Consider the following 17,003-nt stretch of genomic DNA (forward strand, 5'->3'; position numbering starts at 1 on the left):
GATTTCGCAGGAATCTTCTCTTCTTGCAACTGGATGAGTGGCGATACCGAGGGTTTCGACACTGAAAACGCGCAAGCAGGGATGCGGTTCCGCGGAGAGTGTGCGAGGATCTCAGCAGACCTCATCGAAGGCGAGCCGAGGAATCATGGAACCCACCATTTTCGAGAAGAACCGTCCGGCCGCAGCGATCATCGACGCATCGCTCGCGGATACGAAGCTTGAGTGCTTCTGGATCGACGACATCGCGGCCACCGCCGCACGATACCCCTCGCTCGGGGGTGATGTGCGCGCCGACGATGCGGTCGTCGGCGGCGGGTTCGCGGGACTCTGGACCGCGATCAAGCTGAAGACCGAGCACCCGGAACGCCGCGTGATCCTGCTCGAAGGGAAGCGCGTCGGCTGGGCGGCGTCCGGCCGCAACGGCGGATTCTGTGAGGCGAGCATCACGCACGGCGAGCCCAACGCCGAGGCGCGCTGGCCCGACGAGGTCGGCACGCTCCGCCGCCTCGGCTACGAGAATCTCGACGCGATCGAGCGCTTCATCGCCGAGAACGACCTCGATGCGGAGTTCGAGCGCACCGGCCAGCTGGCCGTGGCCAACAACGACTACCAGGTCGAGTGGCTCGGCGAGAGCGACGACCCCGAGGTCGTGACCCTCGATGCCGAGCAGGTGCGCGCCCGCATCAACTCGCCGACCTTCCTCGGCGGCGATTTCTCGCCGCGCGAGAACGCGAACCTGCACCCCGCGAAGCTCGCGATGGAGCTCGCGCGGCACGCGAGCGCCATCGGTGTCGAGATCCACGAGGACACCCGGGTCGACGACCTCGCCGGCAGCGCCGAGGATCCGATCCGGCTCACCACTTCGCACGGCACCGTCACCGCGGACCGCGTGGCGCTCTGCACCAACGTGTTCCCGTCGCTGCTGAAGCGCTACCGCTTCCACACGATCCCCGTCTACGACTACGTGCTGATGACGGAGCCCCTGACCGACGAGCAGCTCGCCTCCATCGGCTGGGAGGGACGTGAGGGCCTCGCCGACATGGCGAACCAGTTCCACTACTCGCGGCTCACGAAGGACAACCGGATCCTCTGGGGCGGCTACGACGCGGTGTACCACACGGGTGGCCGCATCCGCCAGAAGTACGAGGACCGGATGGAGAGCCACCGCAAGCTGGCGAGCCACTTCTTCACCACCTTCCCGCAGCTCGCCGGGGTCAAGTTCAGCCACCGTTGGGCCGGCGTGATCGACTCCAGCACTCGCTTCTGCGCCTTCTTCGGGCAGGCGCACGGCGGCCGCGTGCAGTACGTCGCGGGCTTCACCGGTCTCGGCGTCGGCGCGACCCACTTCGCCGCCGACGTGATGGTCGACCGGTTCGAGGGGCGCACCACCGAGCGCACCGAGCTCGAGATGGTCAAGCAGATGCCGCTGCCCTTCCCGCCCGAGCCCGCCGCAGCCATCGGCGTCAACATGTTCCGCTGGTCGTTCGACCGAGCCGACCACAACCGGGGCAAGCGCAATCTCTTCCTGAAGGTCATGGACGCCGTCGGCTTCGGCTTCGACTCCTGACCGCACCGAGCGCACAGAACAGGATCACACCCATGAGCGAACTGCTGCCCACGGGCGCGAACGCCGCCGTCCGAGCGACCGAGGTCGCGATCGACCTGGAGGCGGTCCCCGCTGACGACACCGTCGCGGGGACCCCGCGCCAGGGCCTCGCCGAGCTCGGCACCATCGGCGACTGCGAGGCCGGCATCTGGGAGCTGCGCGAGGGTGTCACGACCGACACCGAGGTGGATGAGCTCTTCGTGGTGCTGTCGGGCGGTGCCACCATCGAGCTGCTCGGCGGCCCCGGTATCGAGGCCGGTACGGTCTTCGAGGTGACGGCGGGCGACGTGATGCGTCTCGTCGCCGGGACCCGCACGAAGTGGACGGTGCCCGACCACATCCGCAAGGTCTACCTCTCGGAGCAGTAGCCCGGAGCTCGTCCCGCGGGCTCCGAGGCGCATAAGATGATCCCTTGGCGCGGCAGCGCCTCGGGGTCGAGGCGCTGGACCGGCGCCCCGACAGGGAGAAGGAACCTCGATGGCGCTGCCTTGGAAGCTGCACGGCGACGGACGCACGGTCGCGAACGACGCGATCGTCCTCCCGGAGGAACGACTCGGCTGGGTCAAGACGATCGGCTTCGGCGCGCAGCACGTGGTCGCCATGTTCGGCGCGACGTTCCTCGTGCCCCTGCTCACCGGGTTCAGCCCGACGGCGACGCTCTTCTTCTCGGGCCTCGGCACGCTCCTCTTCCTGCTGCTGACCGGCAACCGGCTGCCGAGCTACCTCGGCTCCTCCTTCGCGTTCATCGCGCCGGTGCTCGCGGCGACGGCGGGCGGCGGCGACCTCGCGCGGGCCTCGTTCGGGATCCTTGCCATCGGCGTGCTCATGGCCGTCATCGGCCTCATCGTCGTGCGCTTCGGCGCGGGCTGGATCAACGCCCTCATGCCGCCGGTGGTGATGGGCGCGATCGTTGCCCTCATCGGCCTCAACCTGGCGCCGGCCGTGCGCAACAACTGGAACGGCGGCGTGAACGCGCCGCCCGAGACGGTGGTCCCCTCGGCCATCGTCGCGTTCATCACGATCGTCTCGATCCTGCTGATCACGGTGCTGTTCCGCGGCCTGGCCGGGCGTCTCGCGATCGTGCTCGGCATGGCCGTCGGTTACATCGCCGCGGCGTGCTTCGGGCTCGTCGACTTCGAGAAGATCGCGCAGGCGGACTGGCTCGGCCTGCCCGAGTTCCACGCCGTCGCGAACCCCTTCGCAGACCCCTCGCTCTGGGGCCTGCTGCCCGCCTTCCTCCCGGTCGTGCTCGTGCTGATCGCCGAGAACGTCGGGCACGTGAAGAGCGTCGGCCTCATGATCGGCCGCGACCTCGACCCGCTCACCGGGCGGGCGCTCCTCGCCGACGGCGTCTCGACGATCCTCGCCGGCTTCGGCGGCGGCTCGGGCACCACCACCTACGGCGAGAACATCGGCGTCATGGCGGCGACCCGCGTCTATTCGACCGCGGCCTACTGGGTCGCGGGCATCGTGGCGATCCTGCTCGGCTTCTCGCCGAAGGTCGGCGCGGTGATCTTCTCGGTGCCGAACGGCGTGCTCGGCGGCGTCACCGTCGCGCTCTACGGCCTGATCGGTCTCATCGGCGTCAAGATCTGGCTCGACAACAAGGTCGATTTCTCGAAGCCGATCAACCAGTTCACCGCGGCGATCCCGCTGATCGTCGGCATCGCGGACTTCACGATCAAGATCGACGCGGTCGTGTTCAACGGCATCGCGCTCGGCACGGTCTCGGCGATCCTGATCTACCACCTGATGAACGGGCTGGGACGACTGCGGGGCACCGTTGCGGCGCCCGCAGCCGCCCCGGCTCCGGCTGAGAGCGGCGCGGACGCGAGTTCGGTCACGGATCGATAACCCGCTGCGCGGGAACTTGCGCAAAACTCCGCGGATCCTCCGGGGATTTTCGGCTCCGCGCCTTAGTGTGGCGATGTGTGGAGTGTGGATCGACGTCGGCGACCCGACGAGACGGAGCGCGGGACGGGTGCGCCCGCTGATCGCTCGGCGCCGAGCGAGCCGCGCAGCGAGGGATCGCTCGCGCCCAAGCACGATGCGGACGCGCAAGTGACCGAGCAGCAGCCAGAGGTGGTGAATTCGGCCGTGATGACCGCGGTCGATCCGCACACCGCCGAGCACGCGGCCTGGCGCGAGGAGCTGGCATCGCTCGGCGGCCGGAACCCGCTGCTCCACTTCGCCGACGAGCACGCCAACCGGATCGAGCTCTCGACCACGCACCCCGGTGGGCTGCCGCAGTTCATCACCGGGCAGAAGATCCTGCTGTCGGCGCTCATCCGCGACGACCTGGCGCTGCGCCACGCGCGCCTCGCCGCGGGACGGGTGACCGACAAAGCGGTCGAGATGCGCACGGTGCGCGGCCTCGAGACCGTCCACCTCGGCATCGGAATCGCGAAGTGGGAGTTCGAGGGGCAGGAATTCTGCGCCCCCGTTCTGCTGCGTCCGCTGGCGATCCGTCGCTACGGCCGGGACTTCGAGCTGAAGCTCAAGCAGAACCCGGCCGTCAACCCCGCGCTCGTGCGGGTCCTGCACGAGCAGTTCGGCATTCGCGTCGACGCTCGCTCGCTCATCGAGCTCTCGCAGTCCGAAGGCGTGTTCAAACCGCAGCCCGTGATCGATCGCCTGCGCCAGATGGTGGTCGGGGTCTCGGGCTTCGTCGTCCAGCCGCGCCTCGTCGTCTCGTCGTTCCATGACGTCGCGCACGCGATGGTCGCCGACGCCGAGGATCTCGACACCCCCGTGCTCTCCGCCGTGTGCGGCAGCGAGGTGGCGAAGCGACGGCTCTCCGAGGCGTACCGGCCCGTCACGGCGACGCCGAGCAACACCCGCTCTCCCGAGACGGACCGGGATCTCTACGACGTCGACGCCGAGCAGGAGGACGTGCTCGCGCAGGTCGCCGCCGGCCACTCGCTCGTCGTCCGCACGCTTCCCGGCACCGGCGGAACGCAGACGGTCGTCAACGCCATCGGCGGGCTCGTCCGAGCCGGCAAGCAGGTGCTGGTCGTGTCGCCGCGACGCGCGACGCTCGACGGCATCACCCACCGGCTCTCCCGCGTCGGGCTCTCCGGACTCGCCGCGACGCCGCGTCTGCTGCGCCGCAACCTGGTCGAGTCGATCAGCCGCAACGAGGGCGCGCGGAGCGAGCAGCTGCGAGAGGTCGACGAGGCGCTCGTGCGCCTGCGCGGGGTGCTGCTCGACTACCAGACCGGGCTCGGCGCGAAGGATCCCCGGTTCGGCGTCTCGCCGCTCGAGGCGCTGCGCGAGCTCACCCGACTCGCGCTGCGCGAGCACTCGCCGACCACCACGGTGCGTCTCGACGATCACGCGCTGGGCCAGTTGACCCTCGACCGCTCCTCGATCGCCGAGGCGCTCACCGAGGTCGCGCGCCTCGGGCAATTCCAGTACGGCCCCGAGGACTCGCCCTGGTACGGCGTGAGCTTCTCGACCACCGAGGACGCGCGCAAGGCGTACTCCACGGCCGTGAACCTGGCGGAGTCCCAGCTGCCCCGGCTCATCACGATGGCCAACGAGGTCGTCGAGCAGACGTCGCTGCGGCCCTACGAGAGCATCGCCGAGCTCGGCATCTACCTGCGGCTCCTCATGGGGATCCGCGAGACGCTCGACCGCTTCGTGCCCGAGGTCTACGACCGGTCGCTCACGGAGGTCATCGCGGCGCACGCCCCGCGCGGCGGCGACGAGATGTCGAACGCCAACAAGCGGCGACTGCGCAAGCTCGCTCGCGAGTACGTCCGTCCGGGCGTGCACGTCACCGACATGTACGCCCGCCTCCTGCAGATCCAGCAGCAGCGGGTGCTCTGGCAGCGCTATTCGACCGTGGTCGGTGCGCGTCCCGAGGTCCCGGTCGGCATCGCCGACGTCGTGGTCGCCTACCAGTCGGCATACCAGGATCTCGACGCGATCGACCGGGTGCTCGGCCACGACACCGACGCGCAGCGGTTCCGCTCGCTCCCGCTGACGGTGCTGGCGCGCGACACGACCGAGCTCGCCCGCGAGTCCGAGGTGCTGCAGAACATCCAGGAGCGCACCGCGATCGTGGAGCGCCTGCGTGCCGCGCACCTGGAACCGCTGCTCGACGACCTTTCGGCGCGCCACGTGCCGTCGGATCGTGTCGCGGCGGAGCTCGAACAGGCGTGGTGGCAGTCGGCGCTGGAGCGCATGCTGCAGACCAATCAGGCCCTGCTGAGCGCGAACACCGGTGTCATCGACCGGCTCGAGGCGGACTTCCGCCTGGTCGACGACGCGCACGCCGGGTCGAACGGCCCCCAGCTCGCCTCCAAGCTCGCCGATGCCTGGCGCGTCGCGGTCCTCGACCACCGTGATGAGGCGCTCGCGCTCCGCGAGGCGCTCCGTGCGGGCGAGAACTCCATCGATGCGCTCGTGCAGCGGGCACCGTCGCTCCTGGCCGTCCTCACTCCGGTGTGGGCCATGTCGCCCTACGAGGTCGCGCAGCTGCCCGACACCTTGCGCTTCGACACCGTGCTGCTCGTCGACGCCGGCGCGACGACGCTCGTCGAGAACGTCGGCGCGATCCGTCGGGGCAAGCAGGTCGTGGCGTTCGGCGACCCCATGACTCAGACTCCCGCTCCGTTCGAGATCGCCGTGCGGCAGCGCGGGGAGACCGTCGCGGCCGATCCCGAGCTGCACGAGCAGTCGGCGTACGCGCAGCTCCGCACCGTGCTGCCCGAGCTCGCGCTCACCCGCAGCTACCGGGCGGGCGGCGAGGACCTCACGCAGCTCGTCAACACGCGCTTCTACGACGGGGAGATCTCGTCGCTGCCGTGGGCCGGCACCTTCCTCGGGCACTCGAGCATCTCGCTCGAGTTCGTCCGCGGCGGCCAGGGCCTTCCCGACCAGCACACCGGCGCGGTCGAGAGCACCGACGCCGAGGTGGAGCGGGTCGTGCAGCTCGTGCTCGAGCACGCGGCCGACCGGTCCCGCGAGTCGCTCATGGTCATCACTGCGAGCGAGCGCCACGCGGTCCGGGTCAACCAGGCCGTGCTGCAGACCTTCGCGAAGTTCCCGCAGTACCGCGATTTCCTGCTGGGCGAGCGCGCCGAGCCGTTCGCGGTGCTGACGCTCGAGCAGGCGATGGCGCAGAGCCGTGACCGCGTGATCTTCTCCATCGGCTACGGCCGCACCCCGCACGGCCGCGTGCTCTCGAACTTCGGCAGCCTCGGCCAGCCGGGCGGAGAGCGCCTGCTCGCGGTCGCCATGACGCGCGCCCGCCGCGCGATGACGATCGTCAGCTGCTTCCGGCCCGCGGATCTCGACACCGCGCGGATCAAGCACGGCGTCGTCGAGCTGGCCGAACTGCTGGCGATGGATCACCAGGAGCCGGCGCCCGCGGCGCTCCCCGCCGAGCGCGATCCGATGCTCGGCGAACTGGCCGACCGGCTGGAGCGGCTCGGGCTGTCGGTCGCGCTCGACTACCGCGGCGCGATCCCGCTCGCGGCTTCGCTCGACGATCGCGCGATCGCGGTCGACGTCGACTTCGCCGGCGGTGAGGACAGTCTGCGCGATGCGCTCCGACTGCGCCCCGCGGTGCTGCGTCGACTCGGGTGGCACTACCACCGGGTGCACAGCTTCGACCTCTTCAGCGATCCGGAACAGGTCGCGCTGCGGATCGCGCGGATCGTCGGTTACGACGAGGGGTCCGCGGGGGACAGCGGCCCGATCGAGGTCGCGCCGACCGAGGACCTGGACTCGCTCCGGGTGCGGTCCGACGCGCCCGCGGACCCCGATCTCGCCTCCGACGAGTAGTCCGATGAGCGACCGGATCCCGGAGCCCGCGGACTCTGCTCCGGGCCTCGGCGCGCGCCGACCGAGACGGGCGAGCCGTCCCGCGCCGGAGGGCGTGGATCCGCGACCGTCGAGTCATCCGCTCGGCGACCGGGCAGCCGAGGACCGTCCGGAATCCTGGGGTGACGGAGCACGCGGAGGCTCGGCGGCGAAGCCGGCGCGCGGGGACTCGAAGCCCGGCGAGAACGACGAACGGCTGCGTCGCGATCGTCCGCCCCACTGGGGCTGAGCGTCGCGACGCAGCCGTTCGGTCCGCGTCGAGCGCGCGGCTACTTGCCGGCGCGCTGCTCGCGCAGCAGATCGCGGATCTCCGCGAGCAGCTCCTGCTCGGACGGGGCCGCGGGCTCCTCCGGCGTGTTCTTCGCGGTGCGCTCGCGCATATGGTTCATCGGCAGCACGAACACGAAGTAGACCACTGCCGCGACGATCACGAAGTTGATGATCGCGCCGATGAGCGCACCGAATGCGAGCGCGCCGCCGCCGGGCAGCTCGACCATCAGCGCCTTGTCGAGCGAGTCGGCCTTGAAGACGACGCTGATGAGCGGATTGATGAGCGACGAGACGACCTTCTCGACCACGGCGTTGAACGCGGCGCCGATGACCACCGCGACCGCCAGATCGACGACGTTCCCGCGGAGCAGGAACTCCCGGAATCCCTTGAGCATGGTTCCCCTTCCCCAGAGTGTTGTTTCCTCGTGGGCAAGGCTAGAGCATGGTCCCGGGGGAACCGCGGCGATTCGCCGGTCAGGCGGCGGACCCGCCGCTCGATGAGCTCGAACCCGCGGACGACGACGATGAAGATGACGAGCCGGTACCGGACCCGCTCGTCCCCGCGGAGGGCGAGGATCCCTTTGCGCCCGCGCGCGAATCGGTGCGGTAGAACCCGGACCCGTTGAAGGTGACCCCGAGGGAACCGAACACCTTGCGCAGGGTCCCGCCGCACTCGGGGCACTCGGTCAGGGCCGAGTCCGAGAACGACTGGTAGATGTCGAAGGCGTGGCCGCAGTCGGCGCAGCGGTAAGCGTAGGTGGGCACGAGGAAGAAGTTTACCGCTCCGCGCGCACGTACTCGATGCGGCTCGGTGTCACGACGCCCGTGACCGGGACATCGTGCAGTTCGCTAGGGAGCGTCTCGAAGACCTCCTCGTCGTGGACGATCGCGAATACCGGAGGGCTCTGATCCATCGACCCCAGGTTGCGGTCGAAGAAGCCGCGTCCCCAGCCGAGGCGCACGCCCGAGCGGTCGACGGCGCACGCGGGCACCAGCATCAGGTCGACATCGCTCACCGCGAGCGGGCTCAGGCATTCTCCGAGCGGTTCGGGAATCCCGAACGCGCCCCGCACATTGCCCTCCCAGCTCGGGCGGATCCAGTCGAGCAGGCCGTCCTCCCGAGCAGCGGGCAGCAGCACGTCGATGCCCTGCTCGCGGGTCCACGCGAGGAACGCGGAGGTGTCGGGTTCGCCGGCCATGGGCATGTAGCAGGAGACGGAGCGCGCTCCGCGTCCGGTCACGAGAGTGATCAGCTGGGCAGTGATGCCGTCGCGGATCTCCGCCCGTTCCACCTCGGTGGTCGCGGCTCTGCGCTCCCGGACCAGTTCGCGGATGCGCTGCTTCTCTCGGTCGATCTCATCGGCCATGCCGCCCAGTGTATGCGCACCGGCTGGGATTCTCCGGCCGGAACAGGCCCCCGGAACGCGTGCGCCGCTCGAATCGCCTCGGTGATTGGCCGTGTGGGCGAGTGCGGCATAGGCTATGCCCCATGTCTCACGATGCGAACGGCGCCCACCCCCGCGTCACGAAAGCAGTGATCCCGGCGGCAGGACTCGGGACCCGGTTCCTGCCGGCGACCAAGGCGATGCCGAAGGAGATGCTGCCGATCGTCGACAAGCCGGCGATCCAATACGTGGTCGAAGAGGCCGCTTCGGCCGGTCTCGACGACGTCCTGATCATCACGGGACGCAACAAGGGCAACCTCTCGAACCACTTCGACAGCGTGCCCGAGCTCGAGTTCACCCTCGAGAAGAAGGGCGACGAGGGGCGCCTCGGTCGCGTCCACAAGTCCAGCGAACTCGCCGAGGTGCACTTCCTGCGCCAGGGGCAGCCGCTCGGTCTCGGCCACGCGGTCGGGCGCTCGCACCGCCACGTGGGCGAGGAGTCCTTCGCCGTGCTGCTCGGCGACGACCTCATCGACGAGCGCGATCCGCTGCTCACGCGCATGATCGAGGAGCACGACCGGCGCCAGGCGACCGTCATCGCGCTGATGGAGGTCCCGCAGGAGTCGATCCACCTCTACGGCTGCGCAGCAGTCGAGCCGACCGACGACCCCGATGTCGTGAAGGTCACCGAGCTCGTCGAGAAGCCCGACGCCGCGGAGGCGCCGTCGAACCTCGCCGTGATCGGCCGCTACGTGCTCCGCCCCGAGATCTTCGGTCTGATCGAGAACCTCGAGCCGGGCCGCGGCGGAGAGTACCAGCTGACCGACGCGCTGAACGAGCTCGCGCAGGGCCACGGCAAGGACCCGGTCTACGGCGTCATCTTCCGCGGTCGCCGGTACGACACCGGTGACCGGGCCGACTGGATCAAGGCGAACCTGCTGCTCGGCGTCGACCACCCCGAGCTGGGGGCGGAGCTCACCAGCTGGGTGCAGGAGTTCGCGGAGCGCCTGCGCGCCCGCGACGCGGAGGGCTAGGCCGGACGTGCCTCTCGGGATGCCGATCCCGGTACCAGCCCCGCGAGCGAGCGGACCGGTGGGGATCCGGGCGATCCGGCTCTCCGACGCTCCGGTGCTCGAACAGCTGCTGCGCGAGAACCGGGACTGGCTGCAACCCTGGGAGGCGACGCACCCGAGCGGTGCCGGCGCGGTCCCGGGGTCGGTCTCGATGCGGCCCACGATCAAGGCGATGCGGCGTCAGCTGCGCACCGGATCCGGGGCGCCCTTCGTGATCACGCTCGGCGACGCGGTCGTCGGGCAGCTCAGCGTCTCTGAGATCAGCGGGGGAGCGCTCCGCTCGGCGCAGCTCGGATACTGGATCGCGCGGAGCGCGGCGGGCCGGGGCGCGACGCCGACGGCGTGCGCGCTCGCGATCGACTACCTGTTCCGCGAGCTGGGACTGCACCGGGTCGAGATCTGCATCCGCCCCGAGAACGCGCCGTCTTTGCGGGTGGTCGAGAAGCTGGGCCTGCGTTACGAGGGTCGGCGTGCGGCGTACATCCACATCGATGGCGCCTGGCGCGATCACGACTGCTTCGCCATCACCGCCGAGGAGGCAGGACCGGGGATGCTCTCGAGACTCGGCGCGTCACTCGATGCCGGAGCGCGTCCGCACGTACAGTAAGGCCCATGACGGGTGGCGGTGCGTTCGGCGGCGGGGTGATCTTCGTGGTCGCTGCGCTGCTCTGGGGCGCCGTTCTGGTGCCCGGCTGGATGCGCCGGCGCGAGTTCCGTGCGGCGGAGCGCAACGCGATGCGCCTGCAGCGCACGCTGCGCATCCTCGCCGAGACCTCGGAGGTGCCCGCCGAGGTGCGGGCGGAGGCGACCGCCCGCGAAGCGCTCGCGCACGAGAAGCTCGTCCGCTCGGCTGAACGCCGGCAGGCCGCCGATCGCGAGACGGAGCTGGCCGAAGCCCGCGCCGCAGAGGTGCGCGCCGAGATCCGTGCGCAGCGGATGCGACGTAAGCAGGCCGCCCTTGCGCGCTCCGCGCGTCTGCGTCGCCCGGCAGCCCGGCGGATGCGCGCATTCGCCGCGCTCGTCGCGGTGCTCTGCATCGCCGGAGCGCTCGTCGGCACCGGCCTCGCGATCGCCGGTCTCGGGACCGTGACCCTCGTGGTCTCGGCGCTCGGCCTGCTCGCCGCGGGCGGAGCGCTCGTGCTCCTCGCGCCGGGCCGGGTGCGGCTCGCCGAGATCCCCGAGGAGCGAGTGGCGGAGCCGGCTCCGGCTCAGGGTCCCGCCGCGGTTGCGTCGGAAGTGGAGGATCCCGCCGTGGGTGAGGCCGCCGCAGCAGCCGCCCACGCCGCGGCGCAGGCCGTGGCGGCGGCGCGCATCGAACGCGCCAAAGCGCTGGCCCGTGCTCGCGAGCGGGCTCGCACCGCCGCCGCGCAGGCTGCGGCCGCAGAGGCGCGCCCGCGCGCCAACCAGGCCGATTCGATGCTGCTCGACGAGGCGCGTGCGCAGGTCGCCGCGGCCCGGACCGCCGAGGTCAAAGCGGACGCCACCGTCGACGCGCAGCGCACCATCGAGGCCTCGGTGCGGACGCACGCGCCGGTCGATTCCACCGCGGATCGGCTGCGGCGCATGGGCGTGATCGGCGACACCGCCGAGGGCATGCCCGACCTCGACGCCGTGCTGCGTCGCCGCCGCGCGGCCGGCTGATCCCGAGCCGCAGTCCGACTCGCCGTCTGGCCCGGTCCCGCATGGGGACAGTCTCGACTCTGTCCGCGAAACACCGCCCTGCCGGCGAAACACCAGTCAGCAACAAGGTGTCTCGCAGGTGATGTGGTGTTTCGTGCAACGCGCCCCGTGCGGCGGCTCCGTGCAACTCGGACTCCGGATCCGGCGTGTCGTGGATTTCGCGTCGCCGATCGCGCGCTGCTATGCTGGACGGGTTCACGGGTCCTTAGCTCAGTTGGTAGAGCGCGTCGTTCGCAATGACGAGGTCAGGAGTTCGATTCTCCTAGGATCCACCACACACGAAAAGCTCCGCTGAGGCGGGGCTTTTCGCATTTCCGGCGCGGCCGTCGGGTGCGCGCTACTGCGCCACGCAGCTGCCGGTGCTCACCGGGGCGGTGAGCGCGGGCGCCTTCTGGGCGAGCGGATCCAGTACCGAGGTCGGCACCGCGTAGCCGAGATTCGCGTTGGTCTCGGACTTCGCGAACACGACGCCGATCACCTCGCCGTCGGCGCCGAGCACCGGACCGCCCGAGTTGCCGTGGTTCACCGTCCCAGCGAGGGAGGTGACCTCGCGAATAGAGCGGCGCCCCTCGATGGTCATGTCCGCCGGGGCCGTGCCGATGACGGAGACGGTGCCGACGGTGAGCGGGCCGCCGAACGGATACCCCGCGATCCATCCCGTGGTGGCGGGCAGGGGCACCGGGGCGACGGGCAGCTCCGGCACGTCGAAGCCGTTCACGGCGATGACCGCGAGGTCGTGCTCGGGGTCGTACGCGACCACCCGGCCCGAGACTGCGGCTCCGTTCGGGGCCTCGACGACGGGGCGATCCACCCCGGCGACGACGTGCGCGTTGGTCACGATGCGGTCGGGGGCGACGACGAAGCCCGATCCCGAGAGCGAGGTGCCGGACTGGAATGCGGCCCCCGAGACGCGCACGACCGATCCCAGCGCGCGCTGCACCGCTGCGGTCTCGGACGCCGCGGGCGGCGCGGCGACATCGACCGGCTCGTTGAGCACGCGGGCGACCCAGGGTGCGGCGCCGTCGAGCGCGGTGTCGCGCGCCTGGGCGAGGAACGACTGCAGAGGTTTCGGGGTGAGGCCCTCCACGGCCGCGACGATGCGCGAGCCGGCGATGGCGGGGGAGAGCGCCGGGACGCCGAGCCCCTGCACGGTCGTCGCGACCAGCACGGCGATCAAGATCGCGACCACCAGGTTTCCGAGCGCGCCCGTGAGGCGATCGAGCCAGCCGAGGCGGATCCGCTTCGCGCCGCGGCGCAGCAGCCTGCCTATTGCGCCGCCGAGCGCGGTTCCGACACCGAGCAGCAGCACGATCGCACCGATCGCGGCGGGGATCCGCCACTCCGGCTGTGTCACCTGCGCGGTGAGCCAGGGCACGATGAAGAAGGCGGCGACGCCGCCCGCGACGAGGCCGGCGAGGCCCGCCGCGGTGCGCAGCAACCCCGCCCGGTAGCCGTTGACGAGCGCTCCGATCCCGATGGCTGCGAGGAGCAGGTCGACCAGCACGCTGCCGTTCATCGCGTCCTCCTCGTGTTCATCGCCGGGGGTCTCCGTGCTCCAGCCTGCGGCAGTCTGCCTCCGAGGAGCCTGTGCGACGGACCGGGCCGGTTGTCGGTGGCCGCCGCTACCATGGACGGGTGGCTACCGCACTGTATCGCCGTTACCGGCCAGAGTCCTTCTCCGAGATGATCGGACAGGAGCAGGTGACGGCACCGCTCATGACCGCGCTGCGCTCGGAACGCATCGGCCACGCCTACCTCTTCAGTGGGCCGCGCGGCTGCGGCAAGACCACCTCGGCCCGCATCCTCGCGCGCTGCCTCAACTGCTCCGAGGGCCCCACCGACACCCCGTGCGGCGTGTGCCCCAGCTGCGTCGAGCTCAGCCGCGCGGGCGGCGGTTCCCTCGACGTGGTCGAGATCGACGCCGCGAGCCACGGCGGCGTCGACGACGCGCGCGATCTGCGCGAGCGCGCGGTGTTCGCTCCGGCGCGCGACCGCTACAAGATCTTCATCATCGACGAGGCCCACATGGTCACGGCGGGCGGCTTCAACGCACTGCTCAAGATCGTGGAGGAACCGCCGCCCCACGTGAAGTTCATCTTCGCGACGACGGAGCCCGAGAAGGTCATCGGCACCATCCGCTCCCGCACGCACCACTACCCGTTCCGGCTCATCGCCCCCGCCACGCTCATCGAGTACGTGCAGTCGCTGTGCGACAGCGAGCAGGTCGAGGTCGAGCCCGGCGTGCTGCCGCTCGTGGTGCGCGCCGGCGGCGGCTCGGTGCGCGACACCCTCTCGATCCTCGACCAGCTCATCGCCGGGTCCGAGGGGAACCTCGTCACCGCCGAGCGGGCCACGGGTCTGCTCGGCTACACCCCGAGCGAACTGATCGACGAGGTCGTCGTGGCGATCGGGGCTGCCGACTCCGCTGCGGCCTTCCACGCCGTCGACCGCGTGGTGCAGACGGGTCAGGATCCCCGCCGCTTCGTCGAGGACATGCTCGAGCGTCTGCGCGACCTCATCGTCATCAGCGCCACCACGGTCCAGGGCGCGTCCGCCGTGTTCCGCGGGGTGCCCGAGGACCAGCTGCAGCGCATGTTCGAACAGGCGCAGGTCTTCGTGCCGGGTCGCCTTTCGCGCATCGCCGACACGGTGAGCGAATCGCTCGACCGCATGGTCGGAGCCACTGCGCCCCGACTGCACCTCGAACTCATGATCGCCCGCGCCCTCGTGGCCGAGGCACCCGCGGCCGGTTCGGCGAATTCGGCCGGACAGGCGGCAGAGCCGCAGCTGTCGCTGCGGGCGGCGATCACCGGCCAGTCGGCACCGGCGGCACCGCAGCGTGCCGCCTCCGCGCCGGCGTCCGCCCCAGCGGCGGCCCCGGCCCCGACTGCGGCTCGGCCCGCGCAGCAGCCGAACGGGGGCACCGCTGCGCAGCCGCGGCCCTCGGTCGAGACCGCCGGTGCGCCGGCTCCTGCGGCGCAGCCCGCGTCGGCACCTGCGGCGACTTCTGGGGCTCCGGCGGCACCGGCGAACGCCGCCCAGACCGCCCGCGCGGTGCGCGAGTTCCTGCGCGAGGATTCTGCGGGCGCCGCGCCGTTCGGCCGTCCCGTCTCCGACGTGCTCGCCGGCGTCCCGCGCGAGCCCCTCAACGTGAGTGCGGAGCCGAGCGCTCCTGCTCCCGCACCTGCTCCGTCCGCGGCTCCCTCCGCACCGGCGGCCGCGAGCCGCGCCGCTCAGCCCGCCGCTCCCGCTCAGGCCCCGGCGGGCGACGCTGCCGAGGCCGGATCGGATGCCGCCGCCGCGGGCGAATCGGGTGAGGCGACGCTCGACGACCTCACCGAGATCTGGCCCGACCTGCTCGAAGAGCTGCTCGAGGGCGACCGGGACGCGTGGAACGCGGTCCGCGAGATCACGCCGCTCGGGCTCGATGGCGACGTGCTGTCGCTCGGCTTCCCGTCGAAGTCGAGCCTCGACGTCTTCAAGACGGCCGGGGCCGGGCCGCTGCGCGAAGCGATCCTGTCGGCGGTCGGGGTGCAGGTGCGATACCAGCCGAAGCAGCTCCCCGCGGGCGCGAGCCCGCGCGAATCCACCCCCTCGGCGTCCGGAGAAGGCGGTGCCCCGCAGCGCTCGGGAACGCCCGACTCCGACGATTCGGACCCTCACCGAGCCGGATCCGCTCCCAGCGCCGAACACGTACGAACCGAACCGGAAGCATCCCGGCCCGAGGCGGAGCCCGCCCCCGCGGGTGAGGGGCCCGATCCTGCTGTCGCCCCCGTGACGGCAGCACCGAGCCCGGAACCGATCGACCGGGCTCCGGCGCCCGCCGCGGACCCGACTCCCGCGAAGTCCGCCGCCGCAGTGCCGGCCGTTCCGGCACCGGTGCCCGGATACGGCGACGACCCCTACGCGAACGACGATGGAATGCCGAGCGACGACGACGGCGAGGGGGATCCCTACGGAGACCCGTACGCCGACCGCCGCACGGTCCCGATCTCCGCGCCGCAGACGGCTGCGCCCGCAGCAGCAGCCGCGACCGCGACCGCGACCGCCGACGCTGGGCCCGCGCAGCTCCCCGAGGATCGCGCGTCCAGCCGGCTCGCCGCTCTCGCCTCTGCGATGGCCGCCCGCGAGTCCGCCCCCGCAGCTGCGCCCGTTCCGTCGAACAGCGCCCCCGCGCACGAGCGACCCGCTCCCATGACCGAGTGGGCCGCGCCCACCGCGGCTGCCGAACCGGCCCCGGTCCGAACTCCTGCCGTGCCCGAGCGCGAAGCCCAGGTCGAGGCCCGGCCCGCTCGGCCGAGCGAGCCGCCGGCCGCCGGCGGGAGCGGGTCGCCGGAGCGCGCACCTTCGCGCGTCGGTTTCGCCGCCGCGGGGCAGGACACCGCGTCACCGAAGGCTGCCGCCGCCGAAGCGTCGGCCCCCGCACCCGGTATCGCGGATCCCGACACCGGCCCCGAACTCGTCCGCTACGGCGAAGCCGTGGTGCGCGAGGTCCTCGGAGCCCGATTCGTCGAGGAGCGCCCGCTCCCCGGACAACCCGAAAGTTGAGCTGCTGAACCATGTACGACGGCATCGTTCAAGACCTGATCGACGAGTTCGGCCGGCTTCCCGGCATCGGCCCGAAATCGGCCCAGCGCATCGCCTTCCATATCCTCCAGACTCAGAACTTCGACGTGTCCCGGCTCGCCGAACTGCTGAGCGAGGTGCGCGAGAAGGTGCGGTTCTGCGAGGTCTGCGGCAACATCACCGAAGAGGTGCGCTGCTCGATCTGCCGGGATCCCCGACGCGATCAGGCGCTCATCTGCGTGGTCGAGGAGCCGAAGGACGTGGTCGCGATCGAACGCACCCGGCAGTTCCGCGGGCTCTACCATGTGCTCGGCGGGGCGATCAGTCCCATCGACGGCATCGGTCCGGACGACCTCAGCATCCCCGCGCTCATGCGCCGGCTCGGCGACGGTGAGGTGAAAGAAGTCATCCTCGCCACCGACCCCAATCTCGAGGGCGAGGCGACCGCGGCGTACCTCTCGCGGTTGCTCACCGCGATCGACGTTCCCGTCTCGCGGCTCGCATCGGGTCTCCCTGTCGGCGGCGACCTCGAGTTCGCCGACGAGGTCACGCTCGGTCGGGCGTTCGAAGGCCGCAGGCAGGTCGAGTAGC

General features: G+C 71.1%; 13 protein-coding genes and 1 tRNA gene. 10 read left to right on the plus strand and 4 right to left on the minus strand.

What is annotated here, in order from left to right; all coding sequences use genetic code 11:
* Positions 1 to 145: 145 nt before the first annotated feature.
* The 4 genes from BMH31_RS00340 to BMH31_RS00355 all read left to right on the plus strand — a co-directional run bounded on the left by BMH31_RS00340 (position 146) and on the right by BMH31_RS00355 (position 7,399).
* Positions 146 to 1,567 (plus strand): FAD-dependent oxidoreductase, encoded by a 1,422-nt coding sequence (locus BMH31_RS00340; protein ID WP_099723927.1) that lies wholly within the window; start codon positions 146 to 148, stop codon positions 1,565 to 1,567.
* Positions 1,568 to 1,599: 32 nt separating this feature from the next.
* A complete protein-coding gene (locus tag BMH31_RS00345) occupies positions 1,600 to 1,974 on the plus strand; it encodes a cupin domain-containing protein (protein ID WP_099723928.1) in 375 nt (124 codons plus the stop codon).
* 109 nt (positions 1,975 to 2,083) lie between these two features.
* On the plus strand, positions 2,084 to 3,460 hold the full coding sequence (locus BMH31_RS00350) for a solute carrier family 23 protein (RefSeq protein ID WP_099723929.1): 1,377 nt from the start codon (positions 2,084 to 2,086) through the stop codon (positions 3,458 to 3,460).
* 207 nt (positions 3,461 to 3,667) lie between these two features.
* Positions 3,668 to 7,399 (plus strand): DUF4011 domain-containing protein, encoded by a 3,732-nt coding sequence (locus BMH31_RS00355; RefSeq protein ID WP_241898056.1) that lies wholly within the window; start codon positions 3,668 to 3,670, stop codon positions 7,397 to 7,399.
* A 308-nt stretch (positions 7,400 to 7,707) separates the two neighbouring features.
* On the opposite strand, the gene mscL is transcribed toward BMH31_RS00355, so the two are convergent.
* The 3 genes from mscL to BMH31_RS00375 all read right to left on the minus strand — a co-directional run bounded on the left by mscL (position 7,708) and on the right by BMH31_RS00375 (position 9,075).
* Positions 7,708 to 8,103 carry a large conductance mechanosensitive channel protein MscL gene (mscL, locus tag BMH31_RS00365; RefSeq protein WP_046454137.1) on the minus strand — a complete coding sequence of 132 codons (396 nt, stop codon included), beginning with the start codon at positions 8,101 to 8,103 and terminating at the stop codon, positions 7,708 to 7,710.
* 79 nt (positions 8,104 to 8,182) lie between these two features.
* A complete protein-coding gene (locus BMH31_RS00370) occupies positions 8,183 to 8,473 on the minus strand; it encodes an FmdB family zinc ribbon protein (RefSeq protein WP_099723931.1) in 291 nt (96 codons plus the stop codon).
* A gap of 11 nt (positions 8,474 to 8,484) precedes the next feature.
* Complete coding sequence (locus BMH31_RS00375) at positions 8,485 to 9,075, minus strand: 5-formyltetrahydrofolate cyclo-ligase (RefSeq protein ID WP_099723932.1); 591 nt, start codon at positions 9,073 to 9,075, stop codon at positions 8,485 to 8,487.
* Positions 9,076 to 9,197: 122 nt separating this feature from the next.
* Here BMH31_RS00375 and BMH31_RS00380 point away from each other — a divergent pair, with 122 nt between their 5' ends.
* The 4 genes from BMH31_RS00380 to BMH31_RS00395 all read left to right on the plus strand — a co-directional run bounded on the left by BMH31_RS00380 (position 9,198) and on the right by BMH31_RS00395 (position 12,121).
* Positions 9,198 to 10,127: a UTP--glucose-1-phosphate uridylyltransferase gene (locus BMH31_RS00380; protein WP_099723933.1), complete on the plus strand. Its 930-nt coding sequence runs from the start codon at positions 9,198 to 9,200 to the stop codon at positions 10,125 to 10,127.
* A 58-nt stretch (positions 10,128 to 10,185) separates the two neighbouring features.
* A complete protein-coding gene (locus BMH31_RS00385; protein ID WP_241898057.1) occupies positions 10,186 to 10,773 on the plus strand; it encodes a GNAT family protein in 588 nt (195 codons plus the stop codon).
* Positions 10,774 to 10,778: 5 nt separating this feature from the next.
* Positions 10,779 to 11,807 carry a hypothetical protein gene (locus BMH31_RS00390; RefSeq protein WP_099723935.1) on the plus strand — a complete coding sequence of 343 codons (1,029 nt, stop codon included), beginning with the start codon at positions 10,779 to 10,781 and terminating at the stop codon, positions 11,805 to 11,807.
* Positions 11,808 to 12,045: 238 nt separating this feature from the next.
* Positions 12,046 to 12,121: transfer RNA gene (locus BMH31_RS00395), tRNA-Ala, on the plus strand.
* A 62-nt stretch (positions 12,122 to 12,183) separates the two neighbouring features.
* On the opposite strand, the gene BMH31_RS00400 is transcribed toward BMH31_RS00395, so the two are convergent.
* Positions 12,184 to 13,362, minus strand: coding sequence for a MarP family serine protease (locus BMH31_RS00400; RefSeq protein ID WP_099723936.1), 1,179 nt, complete (start codon positions 13,360 to 13,362; stop codon positions 12,184 to 12,186).
* 119 nt (positions 13,363 to 13,481) lie between these two features.
* On the opposite strand from BMH31_RS00400, the gene BMH31_RS00405 reads away from it, so the two are divergent.
* Both BMH31_RS00405 and recR read left to right on the plus strand, forming a co-directional pair.
* Positions 13,482 to 16,394: a DNA polymerase III subunit gamma and tau gene (locus BMH31_RS00405; protein ID WP_099723937.1), complete on the plus strand. Its 2,913-nt coding sequence runs from the start codon at positions 13,482 to 13,484 to the stop codon at positions 16,392 to 16,394.
* An 11-nt stretch (positions 16,395 to 16,405) separates the two neighbouring features.
* The gene (gene recR, locus BMH31_RS00410) at positions 16,406 to 17,002 is read left to right on the plus strand and encodes a recombination mediator RecR (protein WP_099723938.1); all 597 of its coding nucleotides are present in this window, start codon (positions 16,406 to 16,408) and stop codon (positions 17,000 to 17,002) included.
* Position 17,003: the final 1 nt, after the last annotated feature.

The sequence above is a fragment of the Leucobacter sp. OLIS6 genome (assembly GCF_002752355.1).
Taxonomy (GTDB): Bacteria; Actinomycetota; Actinomycetes; order Actinomycetales; family Microbacteriaceae; genus Leucobacter.